Raw genomic sequence first — 23,588 nt, 5'->3', positions numbered from 1 at the left:
TATACAGGCCGCATCCGGCCTGTCCTGCCGGCATGGGCCCCTGCCATCGCCGACGAAGTCGGGAACTCAGCATGCGGGGCCTCCAGGGGGCCGTCAACCGCACCCGCCTCTCACACAAGGAGCCAGACGACGATGCCAGAGGCCACCGACACCACGCGACCGGAACGGCTGCGCCAGTGGGCTGCCCGCCGGCACGCGCTGCCGGCGTCCGCCATCGCGGTGCGACTCGCTGCCGGCGACGCCAGCTTCCGGCGCTACTTCCGCCTGCAGCTGCCCGACGGCACCACCCGCATGCTGATGGATGCCCCGCCCGACCGGGAGGACAGCCGTCCCTTCGTGGCCATTGCCGAGCGGTGGCGCTCGGCCGGCCTGCCCGTGCCCGCCGTGCATGGCGTGGACCTGGCACAGGGCTTCATCGAGCTCGACGACCTGGGCGACACCCCGCTGCAGGCGTGCTTCCAGGGCGATGATGCCCCCGCCACTCTGGCCTGGCACGAACGCGCCCTCGAGCTGATCCACGCGCTGCAGAATCGCGCCCCCGTCGAGGGGCTGCCCGCCTATGACGCCGCCCTGCTCGGCCGCGAGCTCGACCTCTTTCCCGACTGGTGCCTCGGGGAGTGGCTGGACATGGCCGCCCCGCCGGGCTGGGCGGCACTGCGCGAGGCCCTGATCGCCGAGGCCATTGCCCAGCCGGTGGTTGCGGTGCATCGCGACTTCGACGCCATGAACCTGATGGTGCAGGACGAGGCCCTGCACCTGATCGACTTCCAGGATGCCGTGGCCGGACCGCTCAGCTACGACCTGATCTCGCTGCTGCGCGGTCGTTACTGCCGATTCCCCCCGGCCCGATTCGCCGCCTGGGTGGAGGCCTTCAGGGTGCGCGCCGTCGCCGACGGCAGGCTCCCCGGCGATGTCGACGCCGCGACCTTCCATCGCCAGGCACAGGCCATGGCCGCCCAGCGCGCGCTCAAGGTGCTGGGCATCTTCTGCCGGCTGACCCTCCGCGACGCCCGCGAGGGTTACCTCGAACGGCTGCCGCACTTCCTCGGCCACCTGGAGGACAGCCTCGCCGACCTGCCCGGTCACGCGGGCCTGAAGACCTGGCTCGTCGACACCTTCCGCCCGGCACTGGCGGCGCGCCTGGAGGCCGGCGCATGAGGGCGATGATCCTGGCCGCAGGGCTCGGCACCCGCATGCGCCCGCTGACCGACCACTGCCCCAAGCCGCTGCTCGAGGTGGGCGGCAAGCCGCTGATCGTCCACCACCTCGAACGCCTGCGGGCGAGCGGCATCAGCGAGGTGGTCATCAACGTCAGCTACCGCGCCGAGCAGATCGTCGCGGCGCTGGGTGACGGCGCCGCCTTCGGGATGCGCATCGCCTGGAGCCGGGAGGCGAGACCGCTGGAGACCGGTGGCGGCATCCGCCAGGCGCTGTCCCTGCTCGGCCAGTCCCCCTTCCTGCTGGTCAACGGCGACGTCTGGTGCGACCTGGAGCCGGCGGCACTGCCCGCGCTGGGCGACGACCTGGCCCGGCTGGTGCTGGTGGACAACCCCGACCACCATCCGCAGGGCGACTTCCACCTGGACGCCGGTGGCCGGGTGCACGCCGAGGGCGAGCCACGGCTGACCTTCGCCGGCATCAGCCTGCTCGACCCCGCGCTGGTGGCCCACGAGGCGCCCGGTGCCTTCGCCCTGGCGCCGCTGCTCAGGCGCGCCATGGCCGAGGGGCGCATCGGCGGCCATCACCACCGCGGCGCCTGGATCGATGTGGGCACGCCCGAGCGGCTGGCGGCACTAGAACAGTGGCTGCAGGCAAGGCACAAGCAGTGAACCGAAGCGAGAGGCGTCGGGGCCAGGCCGAAGAGGGGGTCCTATGCCATGGGTGAGGAGCACTGCTCCGAACGGGCTGGCCACGGATGGCCAGCACCGGTCCTGCAAGCGGAGCGGGACGCGAGAGCGCAGCAGGGCATCGGTAGCGCCCAGGGAGGGGTTCACAGCGCCCCCTCGCAGGCCTGTCGCCGATAAAGCCTCAAGCGATATTCGAGTAATGCACCGAGGCTGAGCACAGGAGCCGCAGCTGCTATGCTGCCTGACCTGCGAATTCAACCGAAGGAAGCCGATCCCATGAAAGCCAGCGTGAAATGGACCGATGGACGCCAATTCGTCGCCGAGAGCGGCAGCGGCCACAGCGTGGTCATCGACGGCCCGCCCGACCACGGCGGCCGCAATACCGGCCCGCGGCCCATGGAGATGCTGCTGATGGGCATGGGCGCCTGCACCTCCTTCGACATCCTCAATATCCTGGACAAGGCCCGCGCCGACGTCACCGACTGCGTGGCCAACCTCGAGGCCGAGCGCGCCGACGAGGTCCCCAGCGTCTTCACCAGGATCCACGTGCACTTCACCGTCAGCGGCAAGGGACTGAAGGAAAAGCAGGTGGCCCGTGCCGTGGAGCTCTCCGCCGAGAAGTACTGCAGCGCCTCCATCATGCTGGTCAAGGGCGGGGTCGAGATGACCCACTCCTTCACCATCGTCGAGGAGTAGCGCCGGAAGACGACGTCAACCGCAAGCGGCGCTGGGGACAGGCCGTAGAGGGGGTCCTATGCCAGGGACGGCATCGGTAGCGCCCAGGGATGGGTTCACAGCGCCCCCTCGTAGGCCTGTCCCCAGATCAGCCGCGGATTTCACAGGGTCGCTCAGAGACGATAGACGCTGGTGGTCATTACCTTCGACATCAGCTTCATGCCCAGCTTGACCGGCGCGGGGAAGCGGGCGCCACCGGCCTCCAGGGCCAGCTGGGCATGGTGGGCCTCGTCGATGGCCATCTGGCGCAGCACCGCCCGTGAGCGCTGGTCACCCGGCGGCAGCTTGACCAGGTGCGCCTCCAGGTGGTGGCCCACCTGCTCCTCGGTGGCGGCCACGAACCCCAGGCTGATCCGGTCGCCCACCGCGCCGGCCGTGGCACCGAGACTGAAGGAAGCCGCGTAGAACAGCGGGTTAAGCAGGCTGGGCCGGTCATGCAGTTCCTGCAGACGGGTATCGCACCAGGCCAGGTGGTCGATCTCCTCCTGGGCGGCCTGCTCCATCTGGTCGCGCACCTCCGGCAGCTTGGCGGTGCATCCCTGGCCCTGATAGAGGGCCTGGGCACACACCTCGCCGGTGTGGTTGATGCGCATCAGCCCGGCGGCGTGCCGGCGCTCCGCGTCGCTCAGCGGCTCGTCATGGATCTCCGGGGTCGCCGGCGACGGACGCGAGGGCGCGGCCGCATGGGGCACCAGGGTCCTCAGCACGGTATCGAACTGGTGGATGAGGTTGTCGGTGCGGGAAAGGGAACGGGTCATGGCGGGTCTCTCGAGAATGCACCTGATGCGTCGTACGCCTGTCGCGCGCGGCGCGAGCCGCAGAGCGCCAGCTAGCCAGCCGGCCAAGTGAAGCGACGACCGCCCATCAGGTGCATGTGAATATGATAGACGGTCTGACCACCCTGGTCATTGCAGTTCATTACCACCCGGTAGCCCTCCTCGGCAAAGCCCTTCTCCGCCGCCAGCTTGGCGGCGGTGTACTGCAGTCGGCCGACCAGCGCCAGGTCGTCCTCCTCGATGTCGTTGAGGGTGGCGATATGCTGCTTGGGCACGATCAGCATGTGGGTGGGTGCCTGGGGATTGATGTCGTTGAAGGCCAGCACCGCATCGTCCTCATAGACGATGTCGGCGGGAATCTCGCGATCGATGATCTTGCAGAACAGGCAATCCATGGGGGTCGTTCCTCCGGTCGGGTCTCGGGTCAACGGAAGCGCCGCTGGGCGAGCAGGTGGCGGACCAGCGGTCCCAGGATCAGCTCCATGGCCAGCGACAGCCGTGACCCCGGCACCACCAGGGTGTGCGGGCGGCTCATGAAGGCATCCTGGATCATCGCCAGCAGGTAAGGGAAGTCCACCGTGGCCGGGTCGCGAAAGCGGATCACCACGAAGGACTCGGCATCGGTGGGGATGTCCTGCACCTCGAAGGGGTTGGAGGTATCCACCGTGGGCACCCGCTGGAAATTGATATGGGTACGCGAGAACTGCGGCTGGATGTAGCGCACGTAGTCGTCCATGCGCCCCAGGATGGTATCGATCACCGCCTCCTGGGAGTAGCCACGGTGACGCATGTCGCGATCGATCTTCTGGATCCACTCCAGGTTCATGGTGGGCGCCACCCCTACCAGCAGGTCAACGTGGCGGGCGATGTCGAGCTCGGCAGTGACCAGCCCCCCGTGCAGGCCCTCGTAGAACAGCAGGTCGGTGCCGCAGGGCAGCGACTGCCATTCGGTGAAGGTGCCCACCTGGTAGCCGGCCTCGATCATCTGCTTGTCTTCGGCATGGATATAGTGGCGGTAGGTGCCATTGCCATGCTCACCGTACTCCTGGAACAGCGCCTCGAGCCGGTCGAGCAGATTGGCCTCCACGGCGAAGTGGGAAAGCTCGTCCTTGCGCTCGGGCTCGTCGAGGAGGAGCCGCGCCAGTTCCTGGCGGGTGTAGCGGTGGAAGGCATCGCCATCGACGAAGGCGGCATGCACCGCCTCCCGGGCGAACATCCGCTCGAAGGTACGCTTCACCGTGGTGGTGCCGGCACCGGAGGAGCCGGTCAGGGCGATGATCGGATACTCCCGGGACATCAGTTCGCTCCTGCCAGGGCATACCGCACGTCGGCCGGGATCGCCACCGGTCGGCCGCTTTGCGGATCGACCAGCATCAGGTTGATCCGCGCCGTGGCCACCGTCACGCCATCGGCCTCGCGCAGGATGCGATGGTAGACGCCGATCGCCTTGCGTCCCGGCTCGGGGATGGCCGTCTCGACCACCAGGGCATCGGGCCAGCGCGTCTCGGCCTGGTACTGCACGGCGAGATCCGCCGCCACGCAGGGATAGCCGCCGAGGTCCCACTCGCGAAGGTCCCGCGAGGCGAGGGCCGCCACGCGGGCCTCGTGCAGCAGTGACACCAGGGCATCGTGGCCCAGGTGGCGACCGTAGTTCATGTCGGTGATGCGCACCGTCAGCGGGTGACGGTGCACCACGTCATCCGTGGGAAAGCTCAGTCTGACACGCTCCATCCTCGCTCCTGATCTTGTTGTGTCGGCACCGCACGCCATCAAGCGTCATCGCGCTCCCGGGCGATGGCCCGGTGGGCGATGTCGCGGCGGTAGAGCACGTCGGGCCAGGCGATCTCGGCCACCCCCCGGTAGGCCAGGTCGCGGGCCGCCCCAACGCCGTCCCCCAGGGCAGTGACGCAGAGCACCCGCCCCCCGGCGGTGACCACCCGGCACTGTGAATCCTCGGCGGTGCCGGCATGGAAGACCTTGCAGCCGGTGGCCTCGGCGGCCTCGAGCCCCTCGATGGCATCTCCCTTGCGGTAGCTGCCCGGGTAGCCCCCGGCGGCCAGCACCACGCCCACCGCGGCACGCGGGTCCCAGTCGCAGGCATGGCCGGCCAGCTCGCCGCGGGCCCCGGCCAGGCACAGCTCGGCGAGGTCGGCGCGCAGGCGCAGCATGATCGGCTGGGTCTCGGGGTCGCCGAAGCGGCAGTTGAACTCGATCACCTTGGGGTTGCCGACGGCGTCGATCATCAGGCCGGCATAGAGGAAACCGGTGTAGGCATGCCCCTCCTCGGCCATGCCGCGCACCGTGGGCCGGATGACCCGTGCCATGATGCGCTCGAAGACCTCGTCGGTGACCACCGGCGCCGGGGAGTAGGCGCCCATGCCGCCGGTGTTGGGGCCGCTGTCGCCGTCACCGACCCGTTTGTGGTCCTGGCTGGTGGCCATGGGCAGGATCGTCTCGCCGTCGACCATGACGATGAAGCTCGCCTCCTCACCCTGGAGGAACTCCTCGATCACCACCCGGGCCCCGGCATCGCCGAAGGCGTTGGCCTCGAGCATGTCGCGGATTGCGGCTTCCGCCTCGTCACGGGTCATGGCCACGATGACGCCCTTGCCGGCGGCCAGGCCGTCGGCCTTGATGACGATGGGCGCGCCCTTCTCTTCCAGATACTCGAGGGCCGGCGCTACCGCGGTGAAGGTGCGGTAGTCGGCGGTGGGAATGGCATGCCGGGCCAGGAAATCCTTGGAGAAGGCCTTGGAGCCCTCGAGCTGGGCCGCACCGGCCGTCGGCCCGAAGATCGCCAGGCCCGCCTCGCGAAAGCGGTCGACCACGCCCTCGACCAGGGGCGCCTCTGGACCGACGATGGTCAGCGCCACCTCCTGCTTCCGGGCGAAGGCCACCAGGCCCGCCAGGTCCGAGACGCCGATATCGACATTCTCGAGGCCCGGCTCCCGGGCCGTGCCGGCATTGCCGGGCGCGACGAAGACGGTCTCTACCCGGGGGGACTGGGCGACCTTCCAGGCCAGGGCGTGTTCGCGGCCACCGCCGCCGATGATCAGGACCTTCATCCGCTGTGCTACCTCACAACCGTGCAAGAAACGTCGCGGCATTATGTCAGAAACTCGCCCGGGGCGCCGCTCACGGCTTGCCGCCGCCCTTGTCGTCCTCGTCGGGGGGGCCGGCCTGGTTGATGGTCTTCTGCCAGAACTTCATGTTCTCCTCGGCCAACTCGCGCATCAGCTCCATGGGCGAGTGCCGCATGGCCTGCTGCCACTGGTCCTGCATGCGCTTCTGCTGCTCGAGCATCAGCTTGGTGCCCTGCTCCAGATACCGGGACAGGGGCAGTGGCTGGGCCATGTCATAGACGCGGATAAACTGGGCGAGCAGGTCGTTGGAGAACACCTGCGCATCACCGTCGGCCTGCTCCTGCTCGATGATGATCGACAGCAGGATGGTGCGGGTCAGGTCCTCGCCGCTCTTGGCATCCTCCACGCGGAAGGGCACCTCGTCGAGGATCAGGCCGCGCAGGTCCTCGAGGGTCACATAGCGGCTCTGTTCGGTATCATAGAGCCTGCGGTTGGCATACTTGCGAATCACGCGCACGGCGCTGCTCCTTGTTATACGAAGGGGCGGCTGCCCCTTTACGGCTATTGTGCACCGCGACACCCACCATGCAAGGCATAGCCGCCAACGCGAGGCCCCATGAACCTGATCCTGCTCTCTGCCGATGACATCGAGAACGACCGCCTGGCCCGGGTCCGCGACCCGCGGCGCCTGGCCCACCTGCGCGAGGTGCACCGGGCGAGTCCCGGCGACATCCTGACGCTGGGCATCGAAGGGGGGCACCTGGGGCGCGGGGAACTGCTGGCCCTGGACGATGGCGAGGCCCTGTTCGACGTCGCCGCCCTGGACCAGGCACCGCCGCCGGCGCTGCCGGTGCATCTGGTGCTCGCCCTGCCCCGCCCACGGATGCTGGCCCGCACCCTGGAGCACGTCACCGCCCTCGGCGTAAAGCACATTACCCTGCTCAACACCCGCCGCGTGGAGAAGAGCTACTGGCAGTCGCCGGAACTCGGCGAGGAGAAGATCCACCGCCACCTGGTGCTCGGGCTGGAGCAGGCCCGCGATACCCGGCTGCCGGAGGTGGTCCTGGCCAAGGGCTTTCGCCCCTTCGTCGAGGAACGGTTGCCGGGCCTGCTGGAGGACCGTCGGGGCCTGGTAGCCCACCCCGGCCTGCCCGGAGACTGCCCCCGCGCCCTCGACGAGCCCGTGCTGCTGCTGGTGGGCCCGGAGGGGGGCTTCATCCCCTGGGAGGTGCAAAAGCTGCTCTCGGCGGGCTGCGAGGGCATCCACCTGGGCCCGCGCATCCTGCGGGTGGAGACCGCGGTGACGGCCCTTCTCGCCCGGCTCTTCTGAGCTCGCGGGCTACTCCTCCTCGTCCGGGTCGTGGGCGACGAACGGGGCATCGTCGTCGCAGTCGGGCTCGTTGAGGAAGGTCTCGCGCACGTCGAGCAGCCCCAGGTGGCCGATGGAACGGCGCCCGAGCAGCAGCGGGTAGTTCATCTCCTCGCGGTCGCGCAGCCCGAACTGCTCCTCGTAGACGGTATCGCCCAGGCAGACCTTCATCAGCACCACCGGCCGCTCGTCACGGCCGCCGGCCCCGCGCACCCGAAGGTCCCGATAGAGCGGCAGCTCCATGCGCTCGGTGAAGGTCTCGCCGCTGGCCTCGTCCTCGAGCCTGAGGCGAAAGCGGACCCACTCCTCGCCCTCCTTGTCGAAGGCCTCGATGTCGCGGGCGTCCAGTGACGAGGTCAGGGCACCGCTGTCGAGCTTGGCCTTCACCTCCACGCCCCAGGGCTCCAGGGTGGCCTTCTCCACCCAGCCGAAGACCTTGTCCTCGTCCTCGGCGATGGCCGGCGACGCGGCACTCAGCAGCAGGGCAGCCAGCAGGGGCAGGCGATAACGTGTCAGCGTCAGGGTCATGGTCTCCTCCGGGTCCGGGGCTCAGCGCTTCAGGCGCTCGAGCAGGTTGAGGGTGGCGAAGCCATCCGGCGTGGTGCCGATGGCGGCCTGGAACTCGCGCAGGCCACGGCGGGTGTTGGGGCCCATGATGCCGTCCGGCGTGCCCACCTCGAAGCCACGCTGATTGAGCAGGCGCTGCATCTCGCGCACCTGGCTCCGGCTCAACGGCTGCTCCTCACGGGGCCACCCCTGCACCACGCCCTCGCGGCCGGCCACCTCATCGGCCAGGGTGCCTACCGCCAGGGCGTAGCTGGTGGCGTTGTTGTAGCGCAGGATGGCACGGAAGTTGGGGCCCACCAGGAAGGCCGGGCCCTCCGCGCCACCAGGCACGATCACCGAGGCCGCCGCGAAGTCGGGCAGCGGCTCTCCGTCCAGGGTGCGCACGCCACGTCCGGCCCAGTCGCGGCTGGGGCGACGGGTGGACATCTCGGTCTCGGCGTAGTCGAAGTCGTCGGGGAGGCGGACCTCCACGCCCCAGGGTTGCCCTGCCTGCCAGCCGGCGCTGTCGAGGTAGTTGGCGGTGGAGGCCATCACGTCCGGGATGCTGCCCCAGATGTCTCGCCGCCCGTCGCCGTCGCCATCCACGGCATAGGCCTCGAAGCTCGAGGGAATGAACTGGGTGTGTCCCATGGCACCGGCCCAGGAGCCCTGCATGCGCTCGGGCGAGATATCCCCGGCCTCCAGGATGCGCAGCGCCGCGAGCAGCTCGCCGCGGGCGAAGTCGCGGCGGCGGCCGTCATACGCCAGGGTAGCCAGGGCCTCCAGGGTCGAGAAGTCGCCGAAGTTGCCGCCGAAGTTGCTCTCGATGCCCCAGATGGCGACGATCACCTCGGCGGGCACCCCGTAGCGCCGCTCCATCTCCCGGGCCGTGGCGCGGTGCGCGTCCAGGCGCTCCCGACCGGTGGTCACCCGGGTCGCCGAGACGGCGCTGTCCAGGTACTGCCAGATCGGCCGCACGAACTCGGGCTGGGAGCGGTCGAGCTCGATCACCCGCGGACGATAGCGCAGGTCGTCCAGGGCTCGCGCCAGGGTCGCCTCGCCGATGCCCTCTGCCCGCGCCTCGCGCCGGAAGTCGGCCAGCCAGCTGGCGAAGTCTGCCGCGGCCGCCGGCTCGCCGGCCACGGCATCGGTCGTCTCGCCGGACTCCGGCTCGCGGGCCACGCTGGCCTCGCTGGGAGGCGCGGCCTGGCAGCCGGCCAGCAGGGCCAGCAGCAGGGGGGTGGTCAGCATCCGTCTCATCGTCGCTCCTGCAGGACGTTTCCATGATGCGCCCGATCATCGCCCAGAACCGGCCTCCAGGCCAGCCCGTTCAACTCCCCCAGAGCCGCCAGATCAGCAGCGCGTGGCAGGCCAGCACGACCAGGGTCAGGGGCATGCGCAGGGACTGGTACCAGCCGGGCAGCCTCGCCCCACCCTCCCGGGAGAGTTCATGCAAGCGCACCACCACGAAGCCGATGGCCAGCACCCAGGCACCGGTGAGCGGGTGGAGCAGCAGCGCCGGCCAGGCGACCAGGCTCGGCACCATGGCGAGCAGCATGCGCCACCGGAAGGCGGCCTCGCCCGGGCGCTCCCGGCACATGGCCACGCCCCACTGCACCCCGCCGAGGAAGGAGAGGATCACCGCGCCATAGCCCAGGAAGGCCCGGACGGCGACGACCTGCCAGGCGACTGGCGCCAGCCATGCCGCCGCGACGCTCGCCAGGAAGGGCAGCAGGCCGGCCAGGCCGAGCCACAGCGGCAGTGCAGGGATCGAGGCGCGCATCACGGCTCCTCCGGGTGAGCAGCGACGACAGGCGCCTGCCAGAGGGCCGCATAGGTGCCGTCGGGGTCGTAGCGCCCGGCCTGGTCGTGGACGTCCAGGGCACGCGGCCGCGCATCGCGCCCCACCCCGGCCAGATAGCGCCAGTTGCCCCAGTTGCTGGCCACGTCGTGGTCGACCAGGCAATGCTCGAACCAGGCCGCGCCCAGGCGCCAGTCCCCGCCGAGGTCGCGCACCAGGAAGCTCGCCGCGTTCTGACGAGCCCGGTTGGAGAGCCAGCCGGTGGCGGCCAGCTCGCGCATGGCGGCATCGACGAGGGGCACCCCGGTCCTGCCCTGCCGCCAGGCAGCGAAGCTCGCCCCCGCGTCGGGCAGCGGCCGCGCGCCGAACAGGCTGCGCCCTTCCTGATGCGCCGCCCAGTGGAAGTAGTCGCGCCACAGCAGCTCGAAGACCAGCCAGTAGGTCGAGTCGTTGCCGCCATGCCGGTTCTCCCAGGCGCGTACCGCATCGTGCACCTGCCGAGCCGAGAGGCAGCCATGTGCCAGCCAGGGCGAGAGCCGGGTGGAGAAGTCGGCACCGACAAGGCCGTTGCGGGTCTGCTTGTAGCGCGCCACGGCCGCGGTGTCCCACAGGTAATGGTCGAGCCTGGCCCGCCCGGCCACCTCGCCTCCCGCGAAGCGGAACCGGCCCCTCGGGTCGGGCTGCCAGCCGGCGGCCTCGGGGCTCACCTCGTGCAGGGGCGGCAGCCCCCGGGCGGCCTCCCGCGGCCAGGGCGGCAGGGTCACCGGGGCCGGGCCGCTCTCCGGGACCTGCCAGGCCTTCTCGGCTCGCCGACGGAAGGCGGAAAAGCTCGTCGGCAGGTCGGCCACGCCGGTGGGCAGGCTCGATGCATCGAACAGCATGCCCCCATCGGTCCTCACCACCTCGCAACGCCCCTCGAGCCGTGCGGCGAGGGTCGCCACCGCCTCGTCCTCGTCGCAACCGGCGTCGTGGCGAACGCGTACCCGGGTCGCTGCGTGCCGTTCGGCGAGGTCCGCGACCACCGTCACCGGATCATCGATGCGCACCAGCAGGTCACTGCCGCGCTTGAGCAGCTCGCCGCGCAGTTCGATCAGGCTCTGCCAGAGGAACTGCAGGCGGGCCGGGCCGACCCGTCGCGCCGCCAGCCCGGGCAGGGCCGACTCCAGCCAGCTGGCGTCGAGCACGTAGACGCACAGCAGCTGCTCGGGCGGCGTCGGAAAGGCCAGCAGCGGGTTGTCGGCCAGGCGCAGGTCGTGGCGAAACCAGGCGATCTCGGTGCTCATGCCCACCTCCCGCCAGATGGCTTCGGGCAATGGGAAGTGGCGTATCCGCCTCGGCGGGCGGCACCTCGGGCGGACAGAGCCGTAATGCGATGCATGGCGCCCCCCTCATGACGTGATTCATGGACAAGAAAAATTCAATGTATAGATATTGTACATGATATTCCGCCGCCATGAAGGCGTCATGCAGAAGGCCGCCAGCGGGCGGCCTTCACGAGACATGCAACGCTTACACGAGGGTCAGGAGGCGTCCTCGGGGTCACGCGGGGGCCGGGCGGCGTTGGCCTCGGTCTCCAGGTGGCTCTTCAGGCGGTGCGTGAGGGGGTCGTAGTTGGGCTTGAGCTCGTCCTTCACCGTGCCGCTCCACAGCCGGGAACCGACGAAATAGCCCGCCCGGCCGATCACATGGGCCGCCACCGGGGCGGTCATCATGATGAAGAGGATCACGCCGAAGGCCCGCGCCACCACCGCCACCTGGGCGAAGTGCAGTGCCACCGCCAGCATGATCAGGGTGGCCCCCAGGGTCGCGGCCTTGGTGGTGGCGTGCATGCGGGTCAGCAGGTCGGGAAGGCGCACCACCCCGAGCGCCGCCAGGAACATGAAGATCGCCCCGGCCAGTATCAGGCTGCCCTTGATCAACTCAGTCATCCCGGGGGCCTCCGCGTTCCAGGAAGCGGGCGAAGCCGATGGCGGCCATGAACGCCATCAGTGCCATGACGATGGCCACGTCGAGCAGGCTCGGCACATCGGTGGCGATGGCGATCACCCCGATGATGCCGACGAGGATCGACGAGAAGAGCTCCAGGGCCACCACCCGGTCCGGCAGGCTGGGCCCGCGGAACAGGCGCACGAAGGCCAGGCACAGCGCCAGGGCCATCACCGCCAGGCTCAGCAGGATCACGGTCGACACGGGGTCACCTCCTTTCACTAATGGAACAGCTCCAGCGCCCGGCGCTCCAGCTCCGCCAGGCTGCGCCTGAGTTCCGGCTCGTCGTCCAGGAACATGGCATGGATGTAGAGCACGCGGCGATCGTCGGAGACATCCAGGCTCAGGGTACCCGGCGTCAGCGAGATCAGGTTGGCGACGAAGGCGATCTCGAACTCGGTGCTGGCCTTGAGGGGCATGGCGATCACCCCCGGCTTCATGTACCAGGGCGGGGTGACGATGTCGTAGGAGACCTTGAGGTTGGCCATCACCAGCTCCTTGAGGAAGAAGCCGACGAAACGGATCAACCGTGGCAGCCGCTGGGCATGCCCGGCCAGAGCCGGCACCTGGGGCTGGATCAGCGCCAGCACCAGGTAGCCGAAGAACAGCCCGGCGAGCAGGTTGCGGCCGCTGAAGTCGCCAGTGAGCACGACCCAGGCGAAGCCCAGCAGCAGGTTCCAGGCGGCCCCGATCATGGCGTCACCTCCCCGGCCTCGCCGAGCACGGCCTCGATGTAGCGCTCGGGCGCCAGCAGCTGGCCGGCCGAGGCCTCGGCCAGAGCATAGATGGGCTCGGCATTGAGGCCGATGAACAGGGTGCACAGTGCCAGGCCGACCACCGGCGTGGCCATCAGCCACATCTCGCGCGGATTGACCGCCGGATAGGGGTCGACGTCCCCTTCCGGCGGCGCCGACTTCCAGAACACCTCGGCCCAGATCTTGATCATCGAATAGAGGGTGAGCAGCCCCACCAGCAGGGCGATGAAGGTCACCACGTAGGCCTCGGCCTCGATGCCGGCGCGGATCACGATGAACTTGGCGAAGAAACCGGACAGGGGCGGCATGCCGGCCAGCGACAGCGCCGGGATCAGGAACAGCACGGCCAGCCAGGGATGGCTGCGATAGAAGCCGCCCAGCGACTTGAGCTGGTAGGTTCCACGCAGCCGATGGATGATGCCGCTGACCAGGAAGAGATTCGTCTTCACGATGATGTGGTGCATGATGTAGAAGACCCCGCCGATGATCGCCAGGGGCGTGAACAGCGCCAGCCCCAGGATCATGTAGCCGATCTGGCTGACGATATGGAACGACAGGATGCGCCGGAACTCGAACTGTGCCGCCGCGCCCAGCACCCCGGAGAGCATGGTGAACCCCGCCCCCCACAGCAGGATCTCGTGGGTATAGCCCGGGCTCTGGTTGAAGATCAGCGTGAACACCCGGAACAGCGCATAGACCCCGACCTTGGTCAGCAGGCCGGCGAACAGCGCGGATACGGCCACAGGCGGGGTGTGGTAGGAGGCCGGCAGCCAGAAGAACAGCGGGAAGGCCGCCGCCTTGATGCCGAAGGCCACCATGAACATCATCGCCAGGACATCGACCATGCCGTCGTCCTCCAGGGTCGCCAGGCGACGGGCGATGTCGGCCATGTTGAGCGTGCCCACCATCCCATAGAGCAGCCCCACCGCGACCAGGAAGGTCACCGAGGAGACCAGGTTAAGGGTAACGTACTTGATCGCCCCCTCCATCTGCGCCTTCTCGCTGCCCAGGATCAGCAACGCGAAGGACGCCACCAGCATCACCTCGAACCAGACGTAGAGGTTGAAGATGTCGCCGGTGAGGAAGGCCCCGGCGACCCCGGCCAGCAGCAGGTGCATCAGCGGGAAGTAGCCGTAGGCCTCGTGACCGCGCCCTACCGTGGCCAGCGAGAAGAGCGCCACGGCGAAGCCGATGATGCCAGTGAGCACCACCATGATCGCCCCCAGCAGGTCGGCCACCAGGCTGATGCCGAAGGGCGCGGGCCAGCCGCCCATATGCATCACCAGGATGCCGTCGCGATTGACCGTGGCCAGCAGCCACAGGCTGGTCAGCAAGAGGCCAGCGGTACCGGCCACGGCGACGAAGCGCTGCATGCTCCGGGAGCGCCAGAACACCAGCGACAGGGCTCCCGACAGCAGCGGGATGAGGATGGGCAGCGCGATCTGGGGATTCACGTGTCGGTATCCTTCATCTTGTCCAGGTCATCGGCACGCACGATCTCCCAGGCACGACGCACCAGCACCACGGCGAACGACAGCACCCCGAAGGCGATGACGATAGCGGTGAGCACCAGTGCCTGGGGCAGCGGGTCGGCCACCGGGCCCTCGGGCGCCGTCAGGCCCTGCGGGACCAGCGGCGGTGCGCCGCGCACCATGCCCGCCGTGGCGAAGATCAGCAGGTTGGCGGCATTGGAGAGCAGCATCAGCCCGATCACCAGCTTGACGATGGAGCGGCGCAGCATCATGTAGATGGCGGCGGCGAACAGGACGCCGATGGTGATGGCCATCAAGGGTTCCATGGAGCCTCCTCAGTGTTCGTCGTCTTCCTGATCGTCGGTCTTGACCAGGGCGGTGATCGCGGTGAGCACCGAGCCCACTACCACCAGATAGACGCCGATATCGAAGATCAGCGGCGTCGAGGCCTTGAAGTCGATGACCGGGATGGTCCACCACTGGGCCGTGAAGAAGGGCTCGCCGACCCACCAGGCCGGCAGCGTGGCGAGCACCCCGAGCAGCAGTCCCATGCCGACCAGGTCGCGGGGCGACACCTTGAGCATCTCGCTCAGGGCGCGACGCCCACGGGCGAAGAGGTAGAGCGCGAAGGCTCCCGCCGCCACCAGGCCGGCGATGAAGCCGCCCCCCGGCTCGTCGTGCCCGCGCAGCAGCAGGAACAGCGAGAAGAGCAGCTGCAGCGGCAGCAGCAGCCGCGCCGCGGCATTGAGGATCAGTGTGCCCGATCTAACCATCGTCTCTCTCCGGCGGCGGCGCCTGGCGCCGGGCATCGTACGCCTCGGCATGGAAGCGCAGCATGGCGTAGACGCCGATGGCCGCCAACGCCAGCACGAACATCTCGCCCAGGGTATCCAACGCCCGGAAGTCGACCAGGATGACGTTGACGATGTTGTGGCCATGGCCCAGCGGCTGGCTGTTGGCGGTCATGTAGTCCGAGATCCGCGGCAGCCGCTCGCCGGACAGCACCGAGAGCATCAGCAGGGTGATCAGGCCGCCGGTGAGGCTCGCCACCGCAAGGTCTCGCAGCCGTTCGATGGGCGTGGAGAGGGTGGCGAAGCGCGGCAGGCGGAACAGCACCAGCACCAGCAGGATCACCGTCAGGGTCTCCACCAGCAACTGGGTGATCGCCAGGTCCGGGGCGCTGAACAGCACGAAGGTCAGGGCGATGGAGAAGCCCATGATGCCCAGTGCGGCCACCGCTGCCAGCCGCGAGCGCATCACGCAGGCCGCCACGGCACCGGCGATCATCAGGCCGGCGACCACGGCCTCGTGGAAGTAGACCGCCAGGGCGAAGTCGAACTCGAGGGTGTGCCGGAAGACGAGCGCATGGCCGACCAGGCCCACCAGCACCAGCAGGGTCACCACCAGGTAGTTGCGAATATGCCCGTTCTGCAGCATGCGGGTCTGCCAGCCGGCCACGCTCACCATGCCGGCCATCAGCGCCTCGTAGCCGGCCTCGGGGCCGCGGGCCATGAGCGGCTCGAGGCGTGCCAGCCATGCCCGCAGGCGATCCCAGTGGCGGTAGGCCAGCAGGCCCAGCAGCAGGCTAGCGAGCGACAGCAGCAGGGGCAGGTTGACCCCGTGCCACAGCGCGAGGTGCACCTCGGCCCCGGGCGTGCCGATGCCCGCCACGGTGGCGCCCACCAGGGGATCGAGCAGACCGGGGGCCAGGCCGAACGACAGCGACAGCGCGGCCAGCAGGGCGGGCCCCGCGAGCATGGCATGCGGCGCCTCATGGGGCGCCCGGGGAGTCTCGCGCGGGACGCTGAAGAAGGGACGCAGGGCGACGATGGCCGCCACGGCTAGGGTCAGGAAGGCCGCCGTGAAGGCCAGCAGCAGGATCAGGGGGCGCCAGGCATCGACGGACAGTACCGACGCGAACATCAGCTCCTTGCCCACGAAGCCCAGCAAGGGCGGCAGCCCGGCCAGCGACAGGGCGGCGACCCCGGCCACGGCGGCGGTGATCGGCATCACCCGACGCAGCCCCCCCATGGCAGTGACGTCCTTGGTGCCGGTCTCGTGGTCGAGGATGCCGGCCACCATGAACAGCGCCCCCTTGTAGAGCGAGTGAGCCAGCAGGAAGATCACGAAGGCGACCAGCGCCCCCTCGGTGCCGATGCCGAGCAGCATGGTCAGGGTGCCCAGCGCCATCACCGTGGAGTAGGCCAGCAGCTTCTTGACGTTGGTGTGCTGGATCGCCAGGAAAGCGCCGGTGGCCATGGTCAGCGCCCCCACCAGCGAGAGGGTGATCACCCAGCCATCGGTGCCGCCGAGAGCGGGATGCAGCCGGGCGAGCAGATAGACCCCCGCCTTGACCATGGTCGCCGAGTGCAGGTAGGCCGAGACCGGCGTGGGGGCCGCCATGGCGTTGGGCAGCCAGAAGTGGAAGGGGAACTGCGCCGACTTGGTGAAGGCGCCCAGCAGCACGCAGACCAGCAGCGGCGTGTAGAGCGCATGCTCGCGCAGCAGCTCGCCGCGGCGGGTGAGCTCGGCCAGCGACCAGCTGTCACCGGCCACGGCGAGCATGGCGAACCCGGCGAGCAGCGCCAGGCCGCCGCCCACGGTGACGAAGAGCCCCTGGAGCGCCGCCTTGCGGGCGGCGAGGTCGGTGTGGTTGAAGCCGATCAGCAGGTAGGAGGTGATGCTGGTCAGCTCCCAGAACACGAAGAGCGTGACCAGGTTGTCGGCCAGCACCAGGCCGAGCATCGACATCATGAAGGCGGTGATCACCACCAGGAAGCGCGGCAGGTCGCGATGGCCACGCAGGTACTCCCCCGAGTAGACCAGCACCAGGGCGCCGATCACCGTGATCAGCATGGCGAACAGCCAGGCGAGGCCGTCGATCAGGAAGGTCAGGGTGATGTCGAGCCCCGGCACCCAGGCCCACTCCAGCAGCAGGACCTCGCCGGAGGCGACCGCTGGCCACTGGCCGAGCAGCCAGGCCGCCAGGGAGGCGGGCAGCAGGGCCATCACCAGCGGCGTCCGGGCCCCGAACCAGTGATGCAGCAGCGGGGCCATTCCCGCCACCACGAAGCCTCCCAGCACGGCAAGTTGCATCAGGCGCCCTCCCCTGTCGTGACGGCGTTCGCGGCACCGTCGCCGCCCCCACCGATTCGAACGCTCAACTCTATAGAGACAAGGTGTTGAAAGGCAAGGAGGCGGCGAGCGAGTTCCCTTTGCGGTAGAGTGGAAAGGAGCCAAGCCATGGGGGGGCTACCTGACCCAGGGACGGGATGCGACGGCATGTCGCTTGCGTCATCCTGTCCCGCGGGCACGCTAGGCCCTCCCCGTTCCCGGACCCGCGCAGGATGACCGATCGATGACATTGCTGTGGATAGCCCTGTTGCCCCTGCTGGGGGTGCTGGTGCCCGCGTTCACCGAGCGACGCGGGCGACGATTCTGCTCCCTGGCCACCGCGCTGCTGCCCGCGCTGGCCCTGCTGCTGACCCTCGGGCAGCTGCCGGACCTGGCCGCCGGCGAGGCACTGCGCTTCGCCGTCGACTGGGTACCCACCCTGGGCCTCGACCTGGCCTTCCGGCTGGACGGCCTGTCGGTGCTGTTCAACCTGCTGATCATGGGGATCGGCCTGCTGATCCTGCTCTATGCGCACTACTACCTGTCGCCGGAGGAACCCTTCGGGCGCTTCTACGCCTATCTGATCCTGTTCATGGCCTCCATGGTCGGCATCGTGATGGCCGACAACCTGCTGCTGCTGTGGCTCTTCTGGGAGCTCACCAGCATCTCCTCCTTCCTGCTGATCGGCTTCTGGTCGCACCGCAGCGACGCCCGCAAGGGCGCGCGCATGGCCTTGACCGTGACCGGCGCCGGAGGCCTGGCGCTGCTCGCCGGCCTGCTGCTGCTGGGCGACATGGTGGGCAGCTACGCCATGGACGACGTCCTGGCCGGCGGCGAGGCGATTCTCGCCGACCCGCGCTACCCGCTGATGCTGGTGCTGGTGCTGCTCGGCGCCTTCACCAAGTCGGCGCAGTTCCCCTTCCAGTTCTGGTTGCCCCATGCCATGGCGGCCCCCACGCCGGTCTCCGCCTATCTGCACTCGGCGACCATGGTCAAGGCGGGCATCTTCCTGATGGCGCGCCTGCACCCGGCCATCGCCGGCAGCGAGCTGTGGTCGGTGATCGTTTCCCTGGTCGGCATGGCCACCATGCTCTATGGCGCCTGGTTCGCCCTGCTCAAGACCGACCTCAAGGGCATCCTGGCCTTCTCGACGGTCAGCCACCTGGGACTGATCACCGTGCTGCTGGGGATCGGCACGCCCATGGCGGTGCTCGCGGCACTCTTCCATATCCTCAACCACGCCACCTTCAAGGCGGCGCTGTTCATGAGCGCAGGCATCATCGACCATGAGACCGGCACGCGCGAGCTGGGCCGCCTGGGGGGCCTGCGCCGGGCCATGCCGGTCACCGCGGTGCTGACCAGCGTGGCGGGCGCCGCCATGGCCGGCGTGCCGCTGCTCAACGGCTTCCTCTCCAAGGAGATGTTCTTCACCGAGACCCTGGCGACCCCGGTGCTGGGCGGGTTGAGCTGGCTGCTGCCGGTACTCGCCACCCTGGGCGGCATCCTCTCGGTGGCCTACTCGCTGCGCCTGGTGCATGCGGTCTTCTTCAGGCCGGCCCGCGAGGCGCCGCCCAGGTCGCCCCATGAGCCGCCCTGGCTGATGCGCGCCCCGGTGGTACTGCTGGTGGTGCTGTGCGTGGTCGTGGGCCTGGCCCCCGTGCTGGCGGAGGGGCTGCTGGGCCTGGCGCTGGCGCCGGTGCTGGGCGAGGCGTTCGAGTTCCACCTGGCGATCTGGCACGGCGTCAACCTGCCGCTTATGATGGGCCTGGTGGCCCTGGTCGCCGGCGTAGCGACCTACTGGCGCCACCCCGACCTGCGCCGCTTCCTCAAGGGATTCCGCCCGGTGGATGCCCGCCTGGTGTTCGAGGCCGCCGTGCAATGGCTGGGACGCGGCTCGGAGGCGGGCCTGGCCCGGTTCGACGGGGGCTCGCTGCAACGCTATATGACCTGGCTGCTGTTGGCCGCCCTGCTGATGGGCGGCCTGGGCCTGGCGCGCCTGAGCGGGTTGACCGGCGAGCTGGGCAACCAGCCCCTCGACGGCATCCTGCTGCTGGGGGCCGGCCTGCTGATCTTCGGCGGCATTGCGACGGCCGCCACCCACCGCTACCGCCTGATCTCGCTGCTGATGCTCTCGGTAGTGGGCCTGGTGGTCGCCCTGACCTTCGCCCGCTTCTCCGCGCCCGACCTGGCGCTGACCCAGCTCTCGGTGGAGGTGGTGACCATGATCCTGCTGATGCTGGCGCTGTTCTTCCTGCCCCAGAAGACACCCCGGGAGTCCTCGAACCGCCGCAGCCTGCGCGACGTGGTGCTGGCCGGTGCCCTGGGCATGGTGGTCGCCAGCCTCAACTACGCGGTGCTGACGCGGGACAATGCCCCCATCTCGGGCTTCTTCCTGGAGAACAGCGTGCCCGGCGGCGGCGGCCACAACGTGGTCAACGTCATCCTGGTGGACTTTCGTGGCTTCGATACCCTGGGCGAGATCACCGTGCTGGCGCTGGCGGGCCTGGCGATCTTCAAGCTGCTCAACCGGCTGCGACTGTTCATGCCACACAGCGACGGCAAGGGTCGACTCTGGTCACCGGACCACTATCCGGCGATTCTCACCTCCATCTCCATGGCGCTGCTGCCGCTGGCCCTGCTGGTGTCGGCCTTCATCTTCCTGCGCGGCCACAACCAGCCCGGCGGCGGTTTCATCGCCGGTCTGGTCACCGCCGTGGCGCTGATCCTGCTCTACATGGCCCGCGGCGTCGAATGGGTCCAGCAGCGCCTCGACTTCCCCTATCAGCCGGTAGCGATCGCCGGGGTAGCCGTCGCCACCCTCACGGGGCTCGGCAGCTGGCTGTTCGGCCATCCCTTCCTGACCTCGGCCTTCGGTTACTTCCACCTGCCGCTGGTCGGCAAGTTCGAGCTGGCCACCGCCATGCTCTTCGACCTCGGCGTCTACCTGGCGGTGGTGGGGGCCACGCTGATGATCCTCGCCAACCTGGGCAAGGTCACCACGCCCCACCGCCCGGCCAAGGAAGCCGCCACGAGCTTCGACACCGCCCCCACTTCGCGACCCGGCAAGGAGAAACGCTGATGGAAAGCCTCTACGCCATCACCACCGGCGTGCTGACCGCCTGCGGGCTCTATCTGGTCCTGCGTGGCCGCACCTTCCCGGTGGTGGTCGGCCTCACCCTGCTCTCCTATGCGGTCAACCTCTTCCTGTTCTCCATGGGCGGGCTGACCACCGACGGGGCCGCCATCCTCGACGGGCCGGCCGACTATGCCGACCCGCTGCCCCAGGCACTGGTGCTCACCGCCATCGTGATCGGCTTCGCCATGACCGCCTTCGTGGTGATCCTGGCCATGCGCGCGCGCAGCGAGGCAGGCAACGACCATGTCGACGGCCGCAAGCATGAAGACGGGGAGGGGCGCCCGTGATGCAGCATCTGATCGTCCTGCCCGTGGTGCTGCCGCTGGTCGCCGGCATCCTGCTGCTGTATCGCCGCCAGGGAGCCACCCGGGCCAAGCGCCTGGTCGGGGTCGTCGCCACGGCGGCACTGGTGGTGGTCGGCTTCGCCCTGGTGGCCCGTGCCGCCGGCGGCGAGGTCACCTACTATGCGCTGGGTGACTGGCAGCCGCCCTTCGGCATCGTGCTGGTGCTCGATCGCCTCTCGGCGCTGATGGTGCTGCTCACCGCGGTGCTCGCCCTGGGGGCGGTGGTGTTCGCCTGTGCCGGCGACGACGAGCGCGGCAGCAACTTCCACGGCCTCTTCCAGTGGCAGCTGATGGGCATCAACGGGGCCTTCCTCACCGGTGACCTGTTCAACCTCTTCGTGTTCTTCGAAGTGCTGCTGCTGGCCTCCTACGCCCTGCTGCTGCACGGCGGCGGCAAGGCGCGTATCCAGGCCGGCGTGCACTACGTGGTGCTCAACCTGGCCGGTTCCTCGCTGTTCCTGATCGCCGTGGGCGTGCTCTACGGCTCCACCGGCACCCTCAACATGGCCGACATGGCGGTGCGCCTCGCCGAGCTGCCCGCCGAGCGGGCCGGGCTGGTCACCGCCGGCGGCCTGATGCTGCTGGTGGTGTTCGGCCTCAAGGCGGCGATCCTGCCGCTCTACTTCTGGCTGCCGCGGGCCTACGCCGCCGCGCCGGCGCCGGTGGCGGCGCTGTTCGCCATCATGACCAAGGTCGGCATCTACGCCATCCTGCGGGTCTATTCGCTGGTCTTCGGCGACCACGCCGGACCGCTGGCGGACCTCGAGCAGGCTTGGGTGTGGTGGCTCTCGCTGGGCACCCTGGTGGTGGCCGGGGTCGGCGTGCTCGCGGCCCGTGACCTGCGCCTGCTGGTGGCCTACCTGGTGCTGGTCTCGGTGGGCACCCTGCTGGCCGGCATCGGCATGGGCTCGCCGGCCGCCGTCTCCGCCCTGCTCTACTACCTGATACACACCACCCTGATCACCGGTGGGCTCTTCCTGCTGGCCGAGCTGATCGGCCTGCAGCGGGGCAAGGCCGGTACCCGCCTGGTCAGGGGCCGCCCCCTGCACCAGGGCGGCTGGCTGGCCGGGCTGTTCTTCGTCGGTGCCGTGGCGGTGGCCGGCCTGCCACCGCTCTCGGGGGCCATCGGCAAGGCCCTGATGATGGCGGCCGCCGAGGGCGGCCAGCGCGCCTGGCTGTGGCCGATCCTGCTGGGCACCGGCCTGTGCGCGCTGATTGCCCTGTCCCGGGCCGGCTCCACCCTGTTCTGGCGGAGCCACGGGGAGCCGATGGGCCTGCCCCTGCCGCGGCGCCAGTGGTTCGGGGTCGCCTGGCTGCTGGGGGCCTCGCCGCTGCTGGTGGCCCTGGCCGGCCCGGTCAGCGACTACACCCGGGCCACCGCCGAGCAGCTGGCCAACCCCCAGGTGGTGGTCAACGCCCTGTTGAACGATGCCGGAGGCACGCCATGATCAAGCCCCGTCCCTGGCTGCCGACCCCCCTGCTGTCGATCCTGCTGCTGGCGGTCTGGCTGCTGCTGGTGCGCAGCACCGCCTTCGGCCAGCTCCTGCTGGGCGGTTTCCTGGCGGTGGTGATCCCGCTGGCCACCCATCGCTTCTGGGATGCTCAGCCCCATGTGGCCCGGCCCTGGAAGCTGCTGCGCTTCGTGTTGCGCGTGCTCGGCGACATCCTCATCGCCAACATCGAGGTGGCCTGGCTGATCGTCAATCCCTGGCGCCGGCTGCGCCCCCACTTCGTGGAATACCCGCTGATGCTGGAGGACCGCTTCACCATCACCCTGCTGGCCAACACCATCAGCCTGACCCCGGGCACGGTATCGGCCAACCTGCGCCTGGACGGCCGTACGCTGCTGATCCATGCCCTGGACGTGGAGGATGAGGAGGCGCTGATCGCGCATATCCGCGAACGCTACGAGCGGCCGCTGAAGGAGATCTACGAATGCTAGACATTGCCCTGTGGACCAGCATGGCCCTGGTGGTGGCGGCCCTGCTGCTCAACGTCTATCGCCTGACGGTGGGGCCGGACATGCCGGACCGGATCCTGGCGCTGGACACCATGTACGTGAATTCCATCGCGCTGATCGTGCTGATGGGACTGTGGCTGAACACCAAGACCTACTTCGAGTCGGCGCTGCTGATCGCCATGCTCGGCTTCATCAGCACTGTGGCGGTCTGCAAGTACCTGCTGCGCGGCGACATCATCGAATAGGAGGCCCCATGACGCTGTACGTGTTCCTCGAGGGCGTGATCGCCTTCCTGCTGGTCGCCGGTGGCGCCTTCGCCTTCATCGGCTCGCTGGGCATGGCCCACCTGCGCGACTTCTACATGCGCCTGCACGGGCCCACCAAGGCCACCACCCTGGGGATCGGCTGCATGCTGGTCGCCTCGATGCTCTATTTCTGGGTGATCGACGGCAAGCCCGACATCCAGGAGATGCTGATCACGCTGTTCCTGTTCATCACCGCCCCGGTCAGCGCCCACCTGCTGGCCAAGACCGGCCTGCACCTGCAGCTGCGACACGAGGACAAGACCCGCGGCAACCCGCCCGAGCTGCGCGACGAGGAGATCGGCGAAAAGCCGGTACCACACCCGGATCGCGGCCACGGCTGACACGCCTCGGGCCCGCCA

Annotated in this window: 27 protein-coding genes; 10 read left to right on the top strand and 17 right to left on the bottom strand. The window is 69.1% G+C overall.

Going from position 1 to position 23,588, the window contains the following annotated elements; genetic code table 11:
* Positions 1–132: 132 nt before the first annotated feature.
* The 3 genes from QLQ86_RS04060 (at position 133) to QLQ86_RS04050 (ending at position 2,543) form a co-directional block, all read left to right on the top strand.
* Positions 133–1,158 (top strand): aminoglycoside phosphotransferase family protein, encoded by a 1,026-nt coding sequence (locus tag QLQ86_RS04060; RefSeq protein WP_282815970.1) that lies wholly within the window; start codon positions 133–135, stop codon positions 1,156–1,158.
* Positions 1,155–1,829, top strand: a complete 675-nt coding sequence (murU, locus tag QLQ86_RS04055) for an N-acetylmuramate alpha-1-phosphate uridylyltransferase MurU (protein ID WP_282815969.1) — start codon at positions 1,155–1,157, stop codon at positions 1,827–1,829. The genes QLQ86_RS04060 and murU overlap by 4 nt, the downstream gene beginning before the upstream one ends.
* 294 nt (positions 1,830–2,123) lie before the next feature.
* On the top strand, positions 2,124–2,543 hold the full coding sequence (locus tag QLQ86_RS04050) for an OsmC family protein (protein ID WP_282815968.1): 420 nt from the start codon (positions 2,124–2,126) through the stop codon (positions 2,541–2,543).
* Between the two features lie 152 nt (positions 2,544–2,695).
* Here the strand turns inward: QLQ86_RS04050 and coq7 are convergent, their stop codons facing one another.
* The 6 genes from coq7 to phaR form a co-directional block, all read right to left on the bottom strand.
* Entirely contained in the window at positions 2,696–3,340 is a 645-nt protein-coding gene (gene coq7 / locus QLQ86_RS04045; RefSeq protein WP_282815967.1) for a 2-polyprenyl-3-methyl-6-methoxy-1,4-benzoquinone monooxygenase, read from the bottom strand.
* 71 nt (positions 3,341–3,411) lie between these two features.
* Positions 3,412–3,753: a histidine triad nucleotide-binding protein gene (locus QLQ86_RS04040; RefSeq protein WP_282815966.1), complete on the bottom strand. Its 342-nt coding sequence runs from the start codon at positions 3,751–3,753 to the stop codon at positions 3,412–3,414.
* 29 nt (positions 3,754–3,782) lie between these two features.
* A complete protein-coding gene (locus tag QLQ86_RS04035; protein ID WP_282736889.1) occupies positions 3,783–4,655 on the bottom strand; it encodes a phosphoribulokinase in 873 nt (290 codons plus the stop codon).
* Positions 4,655–5,089 carry an acyl-CoA thioesterase gene (locus QLQ86_RS04030; protein ID WP_282736890.1) on the bottom strand — a complete coding sequence of 145 codons (435 nt, stop codon included), beginning with the start codon at positions 5,087–5,089 and terminating at the stop codon, positions 4,655–4,657. Before QLQ86_RS04030 ends, QLQ86_RS04035 begins: the two co-directional genes overlap by 1 nt.
* 38 nt (positions 5,090–5,127) lie before the next feature.
* Positions 5,128–6,423, bottom strand: a complete 1,296-nt coding sequence (gene purD, locus QLQ86_RS04025; RefSeq protein ID WP_282815965.1) for a phosphoribosylamine--glycine ligase — start codon at positions 6,421–6,423, stop codon at positions 5,128–5,130.
* Between the two features lie 70 nt (positions 6,424–6,493).
* Entirely contained in the window at positions 6,494–6,958 is a 465-nt protein-coding gene (phaR, locus tag QLQ86_RS04020; protein WP_282736892.1) for a polyhydroxyalkanoate synthesis repressor PhaR, read from the bottom strand.
* Positions 6,959–7,057: 99 nt separating this feature from the next.
* Between phaR and QLQ86_RS04015 the strand changes: the two genes are divergently transcribed.
* A complete protein-coding gene (locus QLQ86_RS04015) occupies positions 7,058–7,771 on the top strand; it encodes a 16S rRNA (uracil(1498)-N(3))-methyltransferase (protein ID WP_282815964.1) in 714 nt (237 codons plus the stop codon).
* Positions 7,772–7,780: 9 nt separating this feature from the next.
* Here the strand turns inward: QLQ86_RS04015 and rloA3 are convergent, their stop codons facing one another.
* From rloA3 to QLQ86_RS03960, 11 genes are all read right to left on the bottom strand, one after another.
* Positions 7,781–8,338, bottom strand: coding sequence for a retropepsin-like aspartic peptidase RloA3 (gene rloA3, locus QLQ86_RS04010; RefSeq protein ID WP_282736894.1), 558 nt, complete (start codon positions 8,336–8,338; stop codon positions 7,781–7,783).
* A gap of 21 nt (positions 8,339–8,359) precedes the next feature.
* On the bottom strand, positions 8,360–9,616 hold the full coding sequence (locus QLQ86_RS04005; RefSeq protein ID WP_282815963.1) for a lytic murein transglycosylase: 1,257 nt from the start codon (positions 9,614–9,616) through the stop codon (positions 8,360–8,362).
* Between the two features lie 70 nt (positions 9,617–9,686).
* A complete protein-coding gene (locus QLQ86_RS04000; RefSeq protein ID WP_282815962.1) occupies positions 9,687–10,139 on the bottom strand; it encodes a DUF3429 domain-containing protein in 453 nt (150 codons plus the stop codon).
* Positions 10,139–11,440 (bottom strand): DASH family cryptochrome, encoded by a 1,302-nt coding sequence (locus QLQ86_RS03995; RefSeq protein ID WP_282815961.1) that lies wholly within the window; start codon positions 11,438–11,440, stop codon positions 10,139–10,141. Before QLQ86_RS03995 ends, QLQ86_RS04000 begins: the two co-directional genes overlap by 1 nt.
* Positions 11,441–11,677: 237 nt before the next feature.
* Positions 11,678–12,085, bottom strand: coding sequence for a monovalent cation/H(+) antiporter subunit G (gene mnhG, locus QLQ86_RS03990; protein ID WP_282815960.1), 408 nt, complete (start codon positions 12,083–12,085; stop codon positions 11,678–11,680).
* Positions 12,078–12,347 carry a monovalent cation/H+ antiporter complex subunit F gene (locus QLQ86_RS03985; RefSeq protein WP_282736899.1) on the bottom strand — a complete coding sequence of 90 codons (270 nt, stop codon included), beginning with the start codon at positions 12,345–12,347 and terminating at the stop codon, positions 12,078–12,080. The genes mnhG and QLQ86_RS03985 overlap by 8 nt, the downstream gene beginning before the upstream one ends.
* Before the next feature lie 17 nt (positions 12,348–12,364).
* Entirely contained in the window at positions 12,365–12,838 is a 474-nt protein-coding gene (locus QLQ86_RS03980) for a Na+/H+ antiporter subunit E (protein WP_282736900.1), read from the bottom strand.
* A complete protein-coding gene (locus QLQ86_RS03975; RefSeq protein ID WP_282815959.1) occupies positions 12,835–14,352 on the bottom strand; it encodes a Na+/H+ antiporter subunit D in 1,518 nt (505 codons plus the stop codon). Before QLQ86_RS03975 ends, QLQ86_RS03980 begins: the two co-directional genes overlap by 4 nt.
* Positions 14,349–14,696: a Na+/H+ antiporter subunit C gene (locus QLQ86_RS03970; protein WP_282736902.1), complete on the bottom strand. Its 348-nt coding sequence runs from the start codon at positions 14,694–14,696 to the stop codon at positions 14,349–14,351. The genes QLQ86_RS03975 and QLQ86_RS03970 overlap by 4 nt, the downstream gene beginning before the upstream one ends.
* Before the next feature lie 9 nt (positions 14,697–14,705).
* On the bottom strand, positions 14,706–15,143 hold the full coding sequence (locus QLQ86_RS03965; RefSeq protein WP_282736903.1) for a Na+/H+ antiporter subunit B: 438 nt from the start codon (positions 15,141–15,143) through the stop codon (positions 14,706–14,708).
* Positions 15,136–17,466 carry a putative monovalent cation/H+ antiporter subunit A gene (locus QLQ86_RS03960; RefSeq protein WP_282815958.1) on the bottom strand — a complete coding sequence of 777 codons (2,331 nt, stop codon included), beginning with the start codon at positions 17,464–17,466 and terminating at the stop codon, positions 15,136–15,138. Before QLQ86_RS03960 ends, QLQ86_RS03965 begins: the two co-directional genes overlap by 8 nt.
* Positions 17,467–17,728: 262 nt before the next feature.
* Between QLQ86_RS03960 and QLQ86_RS03955 the strand changes: the two genes are divergently transcribed.
* From QLQ86_RS03955 to QLQ86_RS03930, 6 genes are read left to right on the top strand one after another with little or no spacing between them, the layout of a single operon-like run.
* Positions 17,729–20,563, top strand: coding sequence for a monovalent cation/H+ antiporter subunit A (locus QLQ86_RS03955; RefSeq protein WP_282815957.1), 2,835 nt, complete (start codon positions 17,729–17,731; stop codon positions 20,561–20,563).
* Positions 20,563–20,907: a Na+/H+ antiporter subunit C gene (locus QLQ86_RS03950; protein ID WP_106230575.1), complete on the top strand. Its 345-nt coding sequence runs from the start codon at positions 20,563–20,565 to the stop codon at positions 20,905–20,907. Before QLQ86_RS03955 ends, QLQ86_RS03950 begins: the two co-directional genes overlap by 1 nt.
* Complete coding sequence (locus QLQ86_RS03945; protein ID WP_282815956.1) at positions 20,904–22,412, top strand: monovalent cation/H+ antiporter subunit D; 1,509 nt, start codon at positions 20,904–20,906, stop codon at positions 22,410–22,412. Before QLQ86_RS03950 ends, QLQ86_RS03945 begins: the two co-directional genes overlap by 4 nt.
* Positions 22,409–22,906, top strand: a complete 498-nt coding sequence (locus QLQ86_RS03940; RefSeq protein WP_282736907.1) for a Na+/H+ antiporter subunit E — start codon at positions 22,409–22,411, stop codon at positions 22,904–22,906. Before QLQ86_RS03945 ends, QLQ86_RS03940 begins: the two co-directional genes overlap by 4 nt.
* Positions 22,900–23,169, top strand: a complete 270-nt coding sequence (locus QLQ86_RS03935; RefSeq protein ID WP_250059830.1) for a K+/H+ antiporter subunit F — start codon at positions 22,900–22,902, stop codon at positions 23,167–23,169. Before QLQ86_RS03940 ends, QLQ86_RS03935 begins: the two co-directional genes overlap by 7 nt.
* An 8-nt stretch (positions 23,170–23,177) precedes the next feature.
* Entirely contained in the window at positions 23,178–23,570 is a 393-nt protein-coding gene (locus QLQ86_RS03930) for a Na+/H+ antiporter subunit G (protein WP_181243564.1), read from the top strand.
* The last annotated feature ends 18 nt before the right edge of the window (positions 23,571–23,588 follow it).

Source organism: Halomonas rhizosphaerae (assembly GCF_030012485.1).
In the GTDB taxonomy this organism is placed as follows: Bacteria; Pseudomonadota; Gammaproteobacteria; order Pseudomonadales; family Halomonadaceae; genus Halomonas; species Halomonas rhizosphaerae.
Note: the sequence above shows the minus strand (reverse complement) of the source record. Positions and strands in the feature narration are given on the sequence as shown.